General features: G+C 41.7%; 8 protein-coding genes. All 8 read right to left on the reverse strand.

The features are described from left to right. Positions 1-29 precede the first annotated feature (29 nt). Positions 30-806 (reverse strand): Fpg/Nei family DNA glycosylase, encoded by a 777-nt coding sequence (locus R2Q94_RS17370; RefSeq protein ID WP_316822740.1) that lies wholly within the window; start codon positions 804-806, stop codon positions 30-32. A 69-nt stretch (positions 807-875) separates the two neighbouring features. Further along, positions 876-2,990, reverse strand: a complete 2,115-nt coding sequence (locus R2Q94_RS17375; protein WP_316822741.1) for a glycoside hydrolase family 2 protein — start codon at positions 2,988-2,990, stop codon at positions 876-878. Next, positions 2,959-4,401, reverse strand: coding sequence for an alpha-L-fucosidase (locus tag R2Q94_RS17380; protein ID WP_316822742.1), 1,443 nt, complete (start codon positions 4,399-4,401; stop codon positions 2,959-2,961). The genes R2Q94_RS17375 and R2Q94_RS17380 overlap by 32 nt, the downstream gene beginning before the upstream one ends. A 37-nt stretch (positions 4,402-4,438) precedes the next feature. Then, positions 4,439-6,427: a heparinase II/III family protein gene (locus R2Q94_RS17385; RefSeq protein ID WP_316822743.1), complete on the reverse strand. Its 1,989-nt coding sequence runs from the start codon at positions 6,425-6,427 to the stop codon at positions 4,439-4,441. Between the two features lie 41 nt (positions 6,428-6,468). Further along, complete coding sequence (locus R2Q94_RS17390; protein WP_316822744.1) at positions 6,469-8,211, reverse strand: RagB/SusD family nutrient uptake outer membrane protein; 1,743 nt, start codon at positions 8,209-8,211, stop codon at positions 6,469-6,471. A 9-nt stretch (positions 8,212-8,220) separates the two neighbouring features. Continuing rightward, positions 8,221-11,271: a TonB-dependent receptor gene (locus R2Q94_RS17395; RefSeq protein WP_316822745.1), complete on the reverse strand. Its 3,051-nt coding sequence runs from the start codon at positions 11,269-11,271 to the stop codon at positions 8,221-8,223. 25 nt (positions 11,272-11,296) lie between these two features. After that, positions 11,297-12,937, reverse strand: a complete 1,641-nt coding sequence (locus R2Q94_RS17400; RefSeq protein ID WP_316822746.1) for a RagB/SusD family nutrient uptake outer membrane protein — start codon at positions 12,935-12,937, stop codon at positions 11,297-11,299. A gap of 18 nt (positions 12,938-12,955) precedes the next feature. Continuing rightward, positions 12,956-15,826 (reverse strand): SusC/RagA family TonB-linked outer membrane protein, encoded by a 2,871-nt coding sequence (locus R2Q94_RS17405; RefSeq protein WP_316822747.1) that lies wholly within the window; start codon positions 15,824-15,826, stop codon positions 12,956-12,958. Positions 15,827-16,214 lie beyond the last annotated feature (388 nt).

Here is a 16,214-nt window from a genome sequence, read left to right on the forward strand (position 1 = left end):
TAATGCCCCGGGCTGTTTTAAACAAAAAATTATTGGAATAACACTTGTTCCTCTGTATAATAAGTTTTCCTGGCCCCACTCTTTTGGATCATGATCTCTGCGCCGCCTGGACTTTTCGAATGACGTTGTGTATGTACTTTTAAAAAATCTCTGAACTCCCCGGTAATACTGCCAGGATGCGCTTTTCTGATTTCTTTTACTGCATCTGTCAGCACCTCTTTTATGGCATCATGCAAGTCTTTGACCTTTGCTTCAGGAAGCTTTCCGGCAATAGAAAATGGAGAAAGCCTGGCTTTCCATAAAATCTCATCCGCATAAGCATTCCCTATTCCACGAATCTGGTGTTGGTCCAGGAGAATTCCCTTCAGCATCGATTTCTTTCCTTTAAAATGATTCCACAGAAATTCGACAGTTACTTCCTTGCCCAACGCATCAGGTGCATCTACCGGAGCGGGATTCAAAGTTGCTGCCGCAATTTTTTGAGGATCCGACATCACCAGACCTATCCCTCCTTCAAAAAACAACTCTATAATGGGGTATTTGATCTCATGTTCCTCTTCAAAGAAATGCAATTGTCCCCTCAGCATCAGGTGTAAGGCCAATACATCCTTTTCAAAATTAAAATGAAGTTCTTTGCCCGAGCGCGTCACAGACTTCAATACCTGTCCATTCAACACTTCACGTAACTCTTCCGGAGTAACATTCAGTTTTTTATCATTAGGTACTTGTACAGTACTCAACTTTCTCCCTGCAAAAGCCTCATTAAGGTTTGCACTGAATACTTCTAGATCTGGTAATTCTGGCATAATTAAAGGTTCAAATAATGAAAATACAATTACGGATTTACAACAATCAAAAATTACGATGGTTTTAAATTAGAGGATCCATTCTACCTTATCTTTCAATTCTTCAGCATTCTTGCCAACAATAGCCACCACCTGATTCTTTCCTTTCTGCAATCTTACATTTTCAAAAATATAATGAACCTTGGTATTTCCTGTTTTTACTCCCTCTATCTTCTTCCCATTGACCATTAAGGTAGGCGTTCCTGTATTTGCATAAACCGTTACTGTAGTGGTTGGATTTGTTCTTTTATTAAAACGTCGGCCCGCAATATAAACCATCGGTGTTGGATTCCAGTTTGCTTTATACCAGTAAAAGGCATCCTTTTTTACTTTTCTATCAAAGGTAACCAGGCCTTTCATATTGCGTGCAGGTACACTTCCACCATTAGCAGGAGGAACCGCAAAATCAAACATATTCCACACATAAGAAGCAGCGATATAGGGATGCTGGTCTATGATACCCCACTGGATCTCATGGAATTTCTGCTGATAAGCTTCCGGCCATACTTGTCCGGATGGATTTCCGGTATCTCTGCTCAATTCTTCCTGCTGGTTGATATTCGCTTCTGTTCCATATTCCGATAAGATCATCCTGTAATCAGGAAATTTCTGTTCCAAACCGGACACCCACTTTTCAAGGTCTCCAATTTTACCTTCATACCAGCCATAATAACGGTTCATTCCCTGAATATCTGCGTTTAAATTGGTTGGACGATCCATTTCTCCGTAACCGCTCACACTAACCGTATAACGATCCGGATCTTCCGTTTTTGCAATATCATGCAGCGTTCTGGTCAGCACTGCAGTATAATCGTCTGGTGTTTTCCCATAAACCTCATTGTGTAATCCCCAGACATAGATAGAAGGATGGTTATAATTCTGTCGGATCAATTCTCTAAGTTGAGTTTGTGCATTTCCCGCTTCTTTAGTAGAAACTGCATTCACAAAAGGAATCTCCGCCCAGATAATAAATCCCATACTATCACATTTTGAATACAGGTAGTCCGACTGCTGGTAGTGCGCAAAGCGGATAGATGTAGTTCCCATTTCCTTGATGTCTTCCAGATCTGCGAGGTGCTGTGCATTTGACAAAGCATTCCCCTCATCCTGTTTATCCTGATGCCTGCAAACGCCAAGCAAACGGTAAGGCTGATCATTCAGGAAGAAACCTTTTCCTGGCTTCATCTCAAATTTACGCAAACCCAGGGATTGACTCAGCTCATCTATTACTCCATTTTCATCTGAAACACGAACTACTGCCTTATACAAATAAGGATCCTTTATTCCATTCCAAAGGTGTGGTTCCTGGATGTTCAATTCTTGATGATAAATCTGTTCCCCTTGTCTGGAAACCAGTAGCTTCTCTTCAACTACTTTCACTAACTTACCTGTTGCATCATAAACAGCAGTAGAAAGGCTAATCGGTTTCGCTGATTCGGATTTATTTTCCAGCTTCACTTTAACTTTTATCCCTGCAGATTTAGCAGAAACGTCCTGCTGACTGATGTACAGCCCAGGTGATGCAAAATCTGTTACTGCTATATTTAGTTTATTGGTGATGATCAGGGATACCGGACGATAAATCCCTCCATAAATCGGGAATAAACGGTTATTAATTGGAATCACATCCTCCCGTTCTTCATTGTTCACCTTAACCTCAATTTTATTCTTTTCTCCATACTTTAAAGCATAGGAGATATCAAAAGCAAATGCAGCATAAGAACCTTTATGTTCGCCAATGTACCGGTCGTTCACATATAAACGTGCTACCGCACCCACTCCTTCAAAGCGTATAAATACGCGTTTTGATTTCCAGGCTTCCAAAGCGGTCAATTCCTTCTGATAAATTGCCTCACCAGCATAAAAACCATTTCCAGCCTGTATATCCAGATTGTTCCAGGTATGTGGAATGCTAACCTTTTTAAATTTCAGGTCTCCCAATGCCGCATCTCTGCGGTTTGCATCTTTCTTAAATTGCCAGTCGTTGTTAAAAGCAATGACCTCTCTTCCCACTTTATTTTGCGACCTAACTGTAGTATTTAACAATAGCATCAGCGCTGTCATTAAATACAGTGCGTTCCCGGCTTTCATCATCATATTCGTATTTCGTTTTTTAAATTTTAGCTTTTTCGTATTTAGTCCCATTGTTTTCCTGTTTTTTCACCGTTTCCAGTACAATGACAAAGGGTTGTTGATGATCTTTCTTTTTCAAGTGTAAAAAGTATTCATTGCTATTGATCTCTTCCGGAAGGAAAGTTTGTTGCTGATCTGCCAGTAAATACGCTTTGCTGATGCTTGTTTTTGCAGGAGTTTTCACCCTTAAAGCGCCGGAAACCGGCAGGTTAAACACCAGCATATAGACCTGATCTGAACCCGTCTTTTTAGTGAAATATCCCCAGTCCTGTTTATCAAATCCGGCATAACCGCAATTATAAATCGCTTCCTGATTGACTTTCATCCAATCGCCAATTTCAGTAGCCAATGAAAGCTCTTCCTTACGTATTGCACCATCGCCCTGCGGACCAAAATTGAGTACAAAATTCCCAGCTAAGGAAACACATTTGGCGGTCATCTCCAGCAATTCATTGCTCGTTTTAATATGTCCATTCCAGGCTTTATTATAACCCCATTGGTTTTCCGGAACTGTCATTACACAATCCCAGTCGTTGCCATGTACATCTTCAATTTTATTAGGAATCTTGCGCTCCCAACCTTGCTCATAATCTCCCATTAATACCCCATTCGAATCAAAATGACGCTTGCCATTTTCATCAGCTCTGAAACGGCTTCCAATGATCAGTCCGGGATGCAGATTGCGCATTTCTGTTTCCAGTTCATCTGCAAATGCGGCTTGTTTCACCCATGACTTATCCCATGTTCCATCAAACCAGAGCCCTTTTGCCTTCGGATAATTCCTTAACAATTCGATCAGCTGATTGCGGGTAAACTTTTTAAAACGCTCAAAAGCAATGCTATCCTCTTTTGTTTTTATATCATAACGCCAATCCGGATTGCTCCAGTCCATCACCGAGAAATATAAAATCACATCTATTCCTTCTTTATCGTAGGCATCTACCACGGCTTTTACAATGTCCTTTTTATATGGAGATTGGGCTACCGTGTATTTACTAAACTTACTTGGCCACATACAAAAACCATCGTGGTGTTTGGTGGTAAATGTGACATACCTCGCTCCCATTTGCTTGGCAGATTTCGCCCATGCTGTCGCATCAAAAGATTTAGGATTAAATTTATAAATCAGCGAATCATAACTGGAATTTGGAATCCCATTCCAGGAACGGATCCATTCCGCAGCACCAGGGTATTGCTTGCCATTCCATTCTCCACCAGGAATCGCATAAAGTCCCCAATGGATAAACTGCCCAAGGCCATAGCCCCGCCATTTTTCCATTGCTGCATCAGTACGCTTTCCCTCTCTATGGGAACCATGTATTAAATCAATTTTTTCTTTTGGATGTGTTTGCTGAGCCTGTAATGACTGCACACTCATCATTAATGTTGCAAGGCCTAATCCTGCAATGAATAGTTTCTTCATGTTTTCAATTTTGTGTATTGTGGTTTCGGCAGGTAAATTATTTGAGCTTATAAAATTTCGTTGCCAGCTGGCCTTTCAGCGATTTACGTTTGGCTATAAGTTGTACCCGATATACTTTTTCGCCCCAGCTCCTCTTCAGACGCTCGTCGTCCAATAACCGCGTTTCTATTTTTACCTGAAATACAGCAGGATCATATTTCATGGCTAAACCAGTCTGCCCGAAGGTCAGCATCCCTCTACTTTCTGTAACTGGTTCTACAGTCATGAAAGTTAAAATGGAAGGCTCATGGTAAGCTTTTAACTGATAAACATCGTTCAGGTTAAGGACTTCCTTTTTTGGATAAAAGTCCAGTTTACGGACCCATTGATCCACCGCAGCCGCTGCAGGATAAGCTGCGGCAAGGTCCAATTGCAAACTTTCATGATCTTCTTTATGGCTATAAAGGAAATCCCTGGCAGCAAATTGTTTTCCGTCCTGTTGCTGCTGTCCATTAATTACAGGGCAATTGTGCCATTGGGACTGCAGGTTCCAGAGTTCATAACGTTGTTTACTAAAAGTTTTGCTGGTATAGGTACCTACGCCAACATCTATGATTGCAGGTTTTCCATCCATATAGATGATGAAATTGCCAATATCATTGTGGTTATGACTTTCTGCATTATTCCCGCCTTTTATGGCGACAAACATACCTTTGGTACTTCCGGCATGACTGCGCATCGTTAATACCTGTAAATTCTTAAATAAGGATATTGAAGGATAAGGTGCAACAGGTTCAGTGGCCATTAAGGCCCCATAGATATTTACTGCTTCAACAAAGTCAGTCACATCACCTGATGGAATTTTATACTGGTTTTGCCTGAACTGAAAAGCGGCAAACTGTTTTAAAGCATTGTCATTAAAGAAGCGCCCATACTGATATACACTTTCGAAGTTTGGCGTTGAAAGTGCTGTTGCATCTGCAAAGTTGACCATGTATTGATCCGCGATCTGCATTTTATAAATATAACTGCCCATATCATGGATTAAGGACTTATCCTTCCAGTCTAGCTGCCCATTTGTAGCGCTGTTCAATAAACTGAGCAGGCGAATCAATTTGCCACCGGCCTCATTCCAATAACTCGGACCTTCATCACAGCCACCATCCAATGGATATTGGTTGATAAAATGATCCGTGCTGCGCAGGATTTTCTCTGTAAAACGATGAAGGGTATCCGGATTTTTCATCATCAATAATGCGGTCTGCAGACAATTGGTATTCACCCAGGCATTCCAGTTGTTCACTGCATTTCCTTTAAAACCCATCCACCAGAAGTGATGATATTTCATATAAGGCTGGAAGATCCGTTTATCCAGTTCTGACTCCATTCTGCTATTGATGACTTTAGAATACAGGCCCAATTCAGCGCCAAGTAAATCATAGATCATTGCGATGGTAACTGCCGTACGACCGGCATTCAAATCAATATATCCTTCAGAAAGATCAGGAAGATCTGCCCCTGCTTTTTGTACGACGATATGTGCCGGAGCCACCCAGGTACTCTCCTCCATCACCAGCCAAAGTCCGTTTACAATCTGAGGGATGAACCTGCCTTTTCTTTCTATGAGTTCTGCAATCACCAGTTGAGAAAGTTTTCTTCGCCTTTCCCCTTGCAACTGCTCATAATTAGTGCGAGTCCCGGTATGCTTATAATCCAGATAAAGGCTGGCAGGTAAAGCAGGCCAGACATAGGTATTCGCCCGCTCTCCTTGTTTCAGTAAACTGATTTTAATGCTATCCGGCAAAGCGGCGATCTTTTTAAAAGTTTCCAATCTTTCCTGCTGGCGCCAGGCTCCGATATGATCAAAATTAACTCCTTTTTTAAAGGCAGTACTCAGCCAGTTTCTAGGACTTTCTGTTTGTCCGAATACGGCCTGAATACTTGTCGACAGCCAAACGATGATCAATACTTTTTTCAAAGTCATTTTAAAATTACTCCGTTTAGATTCATTGCCGGATGTGTAGCTGCTATTTATAAGATTGATCATCGTTTGCTGGTTTAATTCAGGGATTTACTAATTTATTGTTTTTACCAACCCGGATTCTGAAGTAACAAATTATTCTTGTTAATTTCTTTCAATGGGATGGGCTGATAATACATTTGCGGACTATTGAACTTTCTCGTTTCAAAAACAATACGCTCTGCCGTAAAGCTGTTTCCGGTTTTAGTCCACCTCATTCCACCCATTGGTCCATTTATTACAGTTTCAGCAACCTTCCATCTGTAAATATCGAACAAGCGATGTCCTTCTTCATTCGCAAATTCAATGCGGCGCTCATGACGAATGATCGTCCGCATTTGTTCTTTGTTCAGACCTGTAGCCAATGCATAAGGCATCAGACCAGCACGTTTACGTACCAATTCTACCGCATTGTAAACTTCAGGACCTGGCCCCTGGAACTCGTTTAAAGCTTCAGCATAACCTAACAAGATATCTGCATATCTAGATACCACTAATCCAATCTGACTCGTTACTCCAAAATTCCCACCTGCATTTTCATTACAAAATCTTCTCCACAGGTATCCGGAAACAGTATTGTAAGGTGCGGTGCTCATTCCATCCCCAGGAGCCTGCATGTATAAATCCACAGGTTTTTTCGTTAAACTGGTTCTGTCCAGCCAAAGCGCCTGGTTGTATATAATCGTATAACCAAACCTTGGATCCCGATTTAAATATGGCGTAGTTTCTACATATCCTGAGCCTGGCTCAGTAATCAATTTACCATTAGCCATTCCATAATCATCCACCAGCTGTTGAGTTGGATTTCCGTAATTCTGTCCACCTCTGGACGCCGGTAAAAGATATTGCTCATAGAAACGTCCGGTATTCATCATGATCTGGAAAATGTATTCAGAGTTTTTACGCTGAATTCCCATATCGTAATAGCCATAGCCCGGAGCAGTGGTATTGTCTTCTACCAAATGATACAAGCCCAGATCCATCACCGCTTTCGCTGCATCAGCAGCTTTTTTCCAGCGATTGCCATCTGCACTTTCATAACCTAACAAGGCCTTTTGAGCTCCGGTGTTCGGATTGCTTTCGTTGTAGAGCGGACTCGCTGCCAGCAATAACAATTTCGCTTTAATGGCCATGACCGCTCCTCTGGTAGGCCTTCCGAAATCCTCTGGTGGATAATCGAGTGATAAAACAGGTGCAACTGCATCTAATTCTTTTTCTATGTAATCCAGTGTGGCTGCAAAGCTGCTTCTTGGCAACATAAAATTATCTGTCAGTGAATACTTGTTGTCTCCGAGCAATGGAACACCACCGAAAGTTCTCAGCAAATGGTAATAGGCGAAAGCCCTTAAGAACCTGGATTCTGCTTTCAACCTTGTTTTCTTTGCTGCGGAAAGAGGCGCCCGATCGATATTGAATAAAAATACATTTACTCTCCTCACCATACCATAGCAGCCACTCCAGGTCGACAAACTAAAGGAATTGTCAGAGCCACCAGCAACATTGGCCATATTGTAACCCTGAGAGAAACCGCTGGACCAGCGTGCTTCACCATCATCAGAAGCATCTGTAAAGGACCAGATCCCACCACCTGCAATCCCATTCTGCATGAAATAGGTTTTAGGGAGCTCGCCATATACCGAGTTTAAAAACTGCATGCTCAGTGCACTGTCTGCAAACACTGTTTGCTCATTGATCTGCCCAATATCTGTCGGATCAAGGAAACCTTTATCTGATGCCTTTTTACATCCTGTGCTCCACACTGCAAGTCCAATACCTGCAGTGATCATCATATATTTAATTAAATTCTTCATGCTTTCTTCTTAAAATGTTACTTGTAAACCAAAGTTGATGATCTTCATCTGAGGATAATTCTGGTATGCTTCCACACTTCCACGTTTAGATTCCGGATCTACGTCATAGATTTTTAGTTTATTAAAGGTCAGCAGGTTTAAACCGTTGGCGTAAAATCTGATGTCTTTCAACTTTAACCTTTGGGTAAAAGCTTTAGGAATATGGTAACCCAACTCCACGTTTTTTAGTCTGATGTAATCTGCCGGCCTCAACCAGAAAGTAGAAGCATCAAAACTTACTCCACCCAGCCTTGGATACTCCGCATTGTCGCGATTCTCAGGTGTCCAGCGTTTCAAATGGATGGCTGCAGGAATTCCATTCACATTCCCAATTTGTAACAGGGTATTTGAGCTGATGCTACTTCTTGATGCACCTTGCAACAAGAATGAAAAATCAAAGTCCTTATAGGTAAATCCGGCAGAGAAACCATAAGACAGCTCTGGTGTTTCTGGTTTCCCAATCGCCGTGATGTCATTCCCATCAATGATCCCGTCCCCGTTTACATCCTGATATTTCAAATCTCCTGGTTTAACGGTTTTACCCAATACCTTCGGACTGTTTGCGATGTCGGCATCATCATAATAGAATCCCTGAGCGATATACCCAAACAACTGTCCTACCGGACGTCCCGTTTTCTTTAAATTTGGCGCCACTCCCTCTGGTTCATCACGGAACAGAATCTTATTTCTGGCAAAAGAAGCATTGGCACGGATAAAATATTGAAAATGATCATTGACCGCATTGCGGTGATTCAATTCCAGTTCGAAACCTTTATTGCTTACCCTACCCAGGTTTACCGGAGGTAAACTCAAACCAGAATAAGCAGGCACTGTTTCTCTGGTAGTAAGGATATCGTAACGTAAATGATCAAAATAATCTGCGGTAATCTCCAGCTTGCTATTGAATAGCTTCATGTCAATACCAATATCCGTTTTACGTTCCTTTTCCCATCTTACATCCAGATTCGCTAATGTTCCCGGTGTCACTTTAGGCTGTCCGGTTGGACTTTCTCCAAAGAAATAACCATCATTATTCACCGTATACACTTCTTCATACAGGTACCTGTTTCCGGCCACCTCATCACTACCCACAGTACCGTGAGAAGCCCTGATTTTCAAATAATTGATCACTTTGATGTGATTTTTGAAGAAAGCTTCCTCACTAATGTTCCATCCTCCGGAAATTGCCGGGAAGAATCCATACCTGTTTTTAGATTTAAAACGATCAGAACCGTTGTAACCGGCATTGAATTCTATCAGATAACGGGATTTGAAATTGTATCCAAGCCTCCCTGCATAGCCCTGAAAATTAGCCGGAGCCGCAGCGGCCTCTATGTCTCCAGTACGGTTGGTCAGCACTAAACCATATACATTATGCTCTCCAAATTGTCTGTTGTAGTTTAAAATCCCCTGAAAATTCACACGTCGGAAAGGAAGCCCATAACTACTGGTTCTTACCAAAGGCTCTATTCTCAACAATTCAGGATAAACTGGATCTAAATTATCTGTACCAGGAATCAGGGAATATACCGGAAAACGGCCTCTTGTGAGCTCTCTGCTAAATGAAGATCTATTGGTATAAGCAATAACACCTTTCAGCGATAAACCTTCTGTCAGGAAGTTCAGTTTATGGTCTGCACTTAAATTCAGATTCAGGTCGTTGCTATAACTTCTTCTATATCCACCATATTCCAAGGCACCAACAGGGTTTAAAGATCCTGCTTTCGCACCACCATAACTGCCATCAGCATTTTTAACCGGGTATACCCATGGACCAAGTAATCCGCTGGAAATTCTACGCCAGAAAGGCAAAGCACCACCCGGCATAGGATCTGGTAGGTTTGGTTCATTGATTTCGCTGAAACGTGTAGAAAGGTCTAACTTCAGACTTAAATTCTTATTGACATCCAGATCCACATTGGAACGAATGTTATAACGCTTTAAATAATAATTGTTATCGAAATGCTCTTTTCTCGCGACATCTTTGAGAATACCGTTCTGGAAGATGGAACCTGCAGAGATAAAATAACGAAGGCTGTTTGTTCCGCCATTAATATCGATGTTATTGCGCTGTTGCAGGGCCGATTTTTTCATCACTTCATCATACCAGTTTACATTCGGATAACGAAATGGATCATCACCTGTACGGAAATGTTCCAGTGCTTCATCACTCACCAAACCCGGAAAAGCAATATTAGGATCCTGACCTGCATTAATGGCCTGCTCTTTTAACAACTTTAGCGACTGATAAGAGTCCAGCGACTTCCTCAAAATCGTTGGCATTTGCAAACCTGCTTCCGTACGGAAAGTAATGACTGCCGGACCTTCCTTACCTCTTCTTGTGGTGATCACAATTACCCCATTTGCCCCTTTAATCCCATAAATTGCGGTAGTTGCCGCATCTTTAAGGATAGAAAGGCTCTCTACCTCATTTGGATCCAGTTGATTTAGCTGATCATATTGAAACTCCACATCATCCACAATCACCAATGGACGATTGGCATTACCAGCAAAAGAACTGATTCCTCTGATGTAAATATTTGCAGCATCTTTCCCTGGCTGTCCACTGGTTTGTTGCTGGAATAAACCCGGCAACCTACCTGCAAGAGAGTTCTGGATACTTGCTGCCGGACTTTGGCGCAGTTCTTTTCCACTAATGGTAGAAATGGCTCCACTACTGTTGATCTTTTTCTGTTTACCATAACCAACTACCACTACCTCGTCCATCTGAGCGTTATTGTCCAGGAGTTTTACGGTGATTTTATGGTTGTTTCCTATGGTGATGGTTTGCGGTAAAAAACCAAGACTGGATACGGTTACTTGTTTACTGTTAATTTTTAGACTGAAAACACCCTCTCCATTGGTGAAAGCACCATTTTTAGGGTTTGCGGTTTCCGTAATTGTTGCACTGGGAATCGGACCACCGTCTTTATCAGTTACCTTGCCGGTCAGCACAATCTGTTGCGCAAATGCGACGGTGCCCAGGCAAAGTATAAAGCATAAAAGAATTATCTTTCTCATTATTTCTAGGTTTGTTGGAGGGGAATTAATAAGTATATCCTGGATTTTGAGTCATGTTTGGATTCGTCTGGATCTCTGAATAAGGGATCGGGAACAGGTAATTTTTCGAAGCATCGAAAACAGAAGGGGCGATGTCCTGGATGGTATAGCTAAATGTGGCATCCGGATTCTTCAGGATATTCATACCTTTTACCGGAGAATTCATCACCTGCTCAGCAATCTTCCATCTTCTGATGTCCCAGAAACGCTGTTCTTCAAAAGCCATCTCAATACGACGTTCATTTCTGATAAGTGTGCGGAGCTGATTTTGATCAATCGCTGCAGCAATTCCGTATCGGCTATCTGTACCTGCGCTTACTCCTGCACGTTTTCTGATGGCAATGATTGCATCTACGGCTTCTTTAACCGGTCCGTTTGATTCATTAAGTGCTTCCGCATAGTTCAGCAGCATTTCTGCATAGCGAAATAAAATCACATGGTGATTCTGGTTACTATAGGTTCCTGAGCTTTCAAATTTACCCATGAATTTACGCAGGTAGTAACCTGTTTTTGTCTGGGTTCTGCTTCCACCCGGACGGTCTAAACCACCATTAAAGGTCTCTACAGGTCGGTTTAACCATTTCGTCGTATTGAACATAATGGTTGCTGCAAACCTGTTGTCTCTATTGGCATAAGGGTTTGCCGGATCATAAGTCGATCCTGCATCTGCCGGCATTTTACCATTCTTCATTAGGAAAGCATCTACCAGATTTTGGGAAGGACTCGTATTACCTGTGCCCTGGATGTAACCTATAGGCCCATTGGAGATTTCTACACTCTGATTTTGTGCCTGTTCTTTCATGAAGATAATCTCTGCATGTTTCACCGAATTAAACAAGGCGATAAAGTCCGTACCCAGGCTGTAATTTCCCAGGGTCATCACGTCTTTTGCTGCATTTGCGGCGGCAGTCCAGCGCTGTAAATCTCCTCCTGGATTCCATAAAGGACTCGCTCTGTACAACAACACCCTGGATTTCAATGCCAGTGCAGCCCCTTTATTTGCTCTTCCAATGTTCTGGTCTGCAACCACTGCGGGTAGCAACAGGTCTTTTACCGCCTCAATCTCAGCAAGGATGTAATCATAACATTCCTCTGCGGTATTCCTTTTCAGATTGATATCGTCTTTAAGGCCATAAACTTTATCTCCAAGCAGCGGTACCCCTCCCCAGCGTTTCAAAAGCTCAAAATAGAAATATGCACGTAAAAATCTGGCTTCCGCCTTCCATTGGCTTCTCAACGCTGGTGTTGTAGGTACAACATCAATTTTGCTCAGAAATATATTCGCTCTTCTAATGCCTGTATAATTTCTTGCCCATTGATTGTCGGGTACATTCTGACCAGATACCAGGCCTGTTCTAAATCCTTCTACAATGCTACCATCCTGAGAAGATACGCCATCATCGGTTCCTGCATCAAGAAATGCATTCAACAAACGATTATATCCATCTGGTAATTGCTGATAAGTTCCATTTAGAAACTGCTTGGCATAATCTGCATTTTTATCAATCTGATCGAAGACCAGGTCTTCATTAATTCTTTCCAGCGGCTCAGTTTCCACTGATTTTGAACAGGAAGCCAGCATGACCACCAGGCCTAATCCTGTAATTATATGTTTTACATTCTTCATTACGTTCGTTTGGTAGGTTTAAAATTGTAGGTTGATGCCAATGTTGAATACACGTTGGTTTGGATAATCCCAGGAAATCACCTCAGGATCGACACGTTCAAGATTGCTGAAAGTGAGGAGGTTCGTTCCATTCACAAACACTCTCGCCCTGTCGATTTTCAGGAAACTGATCCACCTTTCTGGTAAAGAATAAGCCAGTTCCGCATTTTTAAGGCGTAGGTAACTTCCATTTTTCAACCAGAAAGATGAGTTACGCTGGTTATTGATATTTGTACCAACGGTTAAGCGCGGATAAGTTGCAGTGGCGGCAGTGGCTGGTGTCCAACGATCCAGATTGTGTGTAAACGCCTGTCCATAACCACCTATTCCTACTGATTGGAATTCGTAAGTACCTGGGCCATTCACGAAAACATTCCTATTGGCCACCCCATTCCAAACCATGGAGAATTCAAAACCTTTATAATTGAAACCAGCAGTAAGTCCGTAAAAAACCATTGGTTTAGTACTTCCTATGGCTTGTTCATCAAACACATTGATGACCCCATCCCCATTCAGGTCTTTATACCTGATGTCGCCTGGAACCGCTTTATATCCATCAATCTTTGCAGAATTGTCAATTTCTGCCTGGTTATTAAAGAAACCATCAGCCACCATCCCAAAAGCTTGTCCTACTGGCAGTCCTGTTCTTTTCATCCAGTTGTATGGCCTGATCACCTCATCCATGAAATCTATTCTGCTCTTACTGAAAGAAACATTTCCATTGACAAACCAATTTACCTGACCACTTTTTCCAAAATAGCCTGCCGTTAATTCTACACCACTATAGGTTCTTTCCCCAAGATTTTCATTTGGGCGTCTGTTCCCCAGCATTTCACTCGCATTGGTTCCACGTTGTTGTAAAAGATCTGTGTATTTATTTTTATAATATTCTACACTGAATTGAAGTTTATTCTCGAAAGCAGCAAGGTCTAATCCAAAATTTAACTTATTGGCGGTTTCCCAGGTGATATTAGGATTGGCCAATGTTGCCTCGATCATCACGCTATTACTGGTGGCCGGACTTCCAAAATAAACGCTACCGGTACTCGTGTAAAACTGATCATATATATAGTAACCTGCAGCAGCATTATCGCCACTCTTGCCATAGCTACCTCTGATTTTCAGCATATTTAAGGCCTTAAAAGATTTCAGGAAATCTTCTTTTGAAATGTCCCAACCTAATCCGGCTGCCGGGAAGAAACCCCATTGGTGATTTTTTGGATACCTGTTCATGCCCATATAGGAACTCACCAGTTCCACAAAATACTTTTTACTGTAATTGTATTGGAATCTACCTGCAACGGCATTGTTGCTCAGGCTCAGATCTGATCCTGTAATCAGGTTATCACTATTAAAGTTAAGGGAAGCATTGATTTCATGTTTTCCAAAAACCTGATCATAACCCATTAGCATCTCTGCATAGATCTGTCGGTTGGTCAGCTCTATGGAAGAAGTATTGTTTTGAGAACCATCTGTTCCATACTTATTAATGGTAGGCTTTCCTCCAGGATTAGGGAAGTACTCGTACACGGCAAAAGATTTACTCCTGTTGATCAGTTCAGAATAATAAGTATTGAAGGAGCCTTTTCCTTTAATGTACAATCCATCCAGTAAACCATCCAGTTTTTGTCTTAAGCTCAGGTCTACCCCCAGGTTACGGTTGTAACTTGGTCTGTAACCAGAACCCACAACCTGTCCGTACAGGTTATAATTGAATTGCTGATTTCCTCCAAAAGACCCGTCCGGATTAAGCACCGGATAAGCATTATTTGGCGTTCTTAACAAACTCGAATAGATGACATCTGATCCGGTAATACCGCTAAGTCCCGCATCAATTGCACCAGGTTCATTCCCATTCCTGATCCTGCCAAAGATGTTCAATGATAGCAATAGATTTTTAGTCAGGTCGGCATCAATATTTGTTCTGAAACCATAACGCTTAAAAGAATTATTTGTCTCATAGCTGTTTCTTTTTGCATCCGAAACAAAAAAACCATCCTGATTCAGGTAATCCAGATCTACGAAATAACGTGCAATCTGATTTCCACCGCTAAAGTTTAAGTTATAACGTTGTAAGGATGCTTTCTTTTTGAGAATGGTATTGTACCAGTCTACGTTAGGATAAGCAATCGGATCTGATCCGTTGCGGTATTTCTCTATGGCTTCTGCAGTGTAAACCGGCTGTTTACCATCATTGACCAATGCCTCATTAAAGAGCGTTGAATAATCCGCTGCATTTAGAAATGAAGGCGTATTCAGCTGTTTTTGAATGGCAGTCTGTGCAGTAAAGGAGATCTTTCTAGGTGAAATACTTCCTCTTTTAGTCTCAATTAAAATCAGCCCATTTCCACCTCTCATCCCATACATCGAGCTGGCGAGTGCATCTTTTAGCACCGATACTGAAGCGATCTGTTCGGGGTTGACACTGTTTAAATTTCTAGGGACTCCATCTACCAATACCAATGGCGTACGACCTCTTAAAGTCACCGCTGCTGCATCATCGCCAGGTTTGGCGGAAGATTGCACAATATAAAGACCGGCAAATTTACCGTACAATGCGCCCTCTAATTGTGCAACAGGATAGCTGAGCAGCTCATCGCCACTGATGATGGCCTGCGATTGCAGCAGCTGATCTCTGCGTTGTGTACCAAACAACACCGGAATCTGACTTCCTGGTTGCTGATAGGCATAAGAACTCTTAACCGCCTTTCGGACGGAGTCATTCAGTGCTTTCTTCAGGAAAGTACTGTCCTGGGTTTGTGCGGATGCGCTTTGATGAACGCTCGCTGCAGTAAAGCAGAGTGCACATAATCCCAAACTTCTAAATGAATAGCGTAGTTTTTCTTTCATATATCTGGTTTTAGGTTGAGTTGATATTGATTTTTATTTCAAAAAATGAGGTAGTTCAAAAGATATAGGTCAGGAAAACACACCTTCCCTGTTGCTACCACACAACAGGAGAAGGGCATCCCAACCAAATTATGAGCTTATTAATTTCTGAGAAAAAGAAAATGGGAGTTAAAAGTAGATCCTTTCATGTTGGTTTGGTTTTAGTTTTAGGTTATACCAAAGCTGTCGGATTATTACTTTTAAAAAGATGATTATTCTAAAAGAAAAGGTAGAAAAATCAAAAAATGATGCCCTTTAGCTATAAATAATTGACATTTGATCGTAAATAAGGATGAATAATCAGATATTCACCCCATTAATTCTAACCAATAATAAATCCTGGGGAGGG

The sequence above is a fragment of the Pedobacter gandavensis genome, from assembly GCF_032678465.1.
Classification (GTDB): Bacteria; Bacteroidota; Bacteroidia; order Sphingobacteriales; family Sphingobacteriaceae; genus Pedobacter; species Pedobacter gandavensis_B.

What these genes read in the sequence shown, in the direction of transcription:
- R2Q94_RS17370 (WP_316822740.1), bottom strand. Translation starts at nt 806, where the DNA reads ATGCCAGAATTACCAGATCTAGAAGTATTCAGTGCAAACCTTAATGAG.
- R2Q94_RS17375 (WP_316822741.1), bottom strand. Translation starts at nt 2,990, where the DNA reads ATGGGACTAAATACGAAAAAGCTAAAATTTAAAAAACGAAATACGAAT.
- R2Q94_RS17380 (WP_316822742.1), bottom strand. Translation starts at nt 4,401, where the DNA reads ATGAAGAAACTATTCATTGCAGGATTAGGCCTTGCAACATTAATGATG.
- R2Q94_RS17385 (WP_316822743.1), bottom strand. Translation starts at nt 6,427, where the DNA reads ATGATCAATCTTATAAATAGCAGCTACACATCCGGCAATGAATCTAAA.
- R2Q94_RS17390 (WP_316822744.1), bottom strand. Translation starts at nt 8,211, where the DNA reads ATGAAGAATTTAATTAAATATATGATGATCACTGCAGGTATTGGACTT.
- R2Q94_RS17395 (WP_316822745.1), bottom strand. Translation starts at nt 11,271, where the DNA reads ATGAGAAAGATAATTCTTTTATGCTTTATACTTTGCCTGGGCACCGTC.
- R2Q94_RS17400 (WP_316822746.1), bottom strand. Translation starts at nt 12,937, where the DNA reads ATGAAGAATGTAAAACATATAATTACAGGATTAGGCCTGGTGGTCATG.
- R2Q94_RS17405 (WP_316822747.1), bottom strand. Translation starts at nt 15,826, where the DNA reads ATGAAAGAAAAACTACGCTATTCATTTAGAAGTTTGGGATTATGTGCA.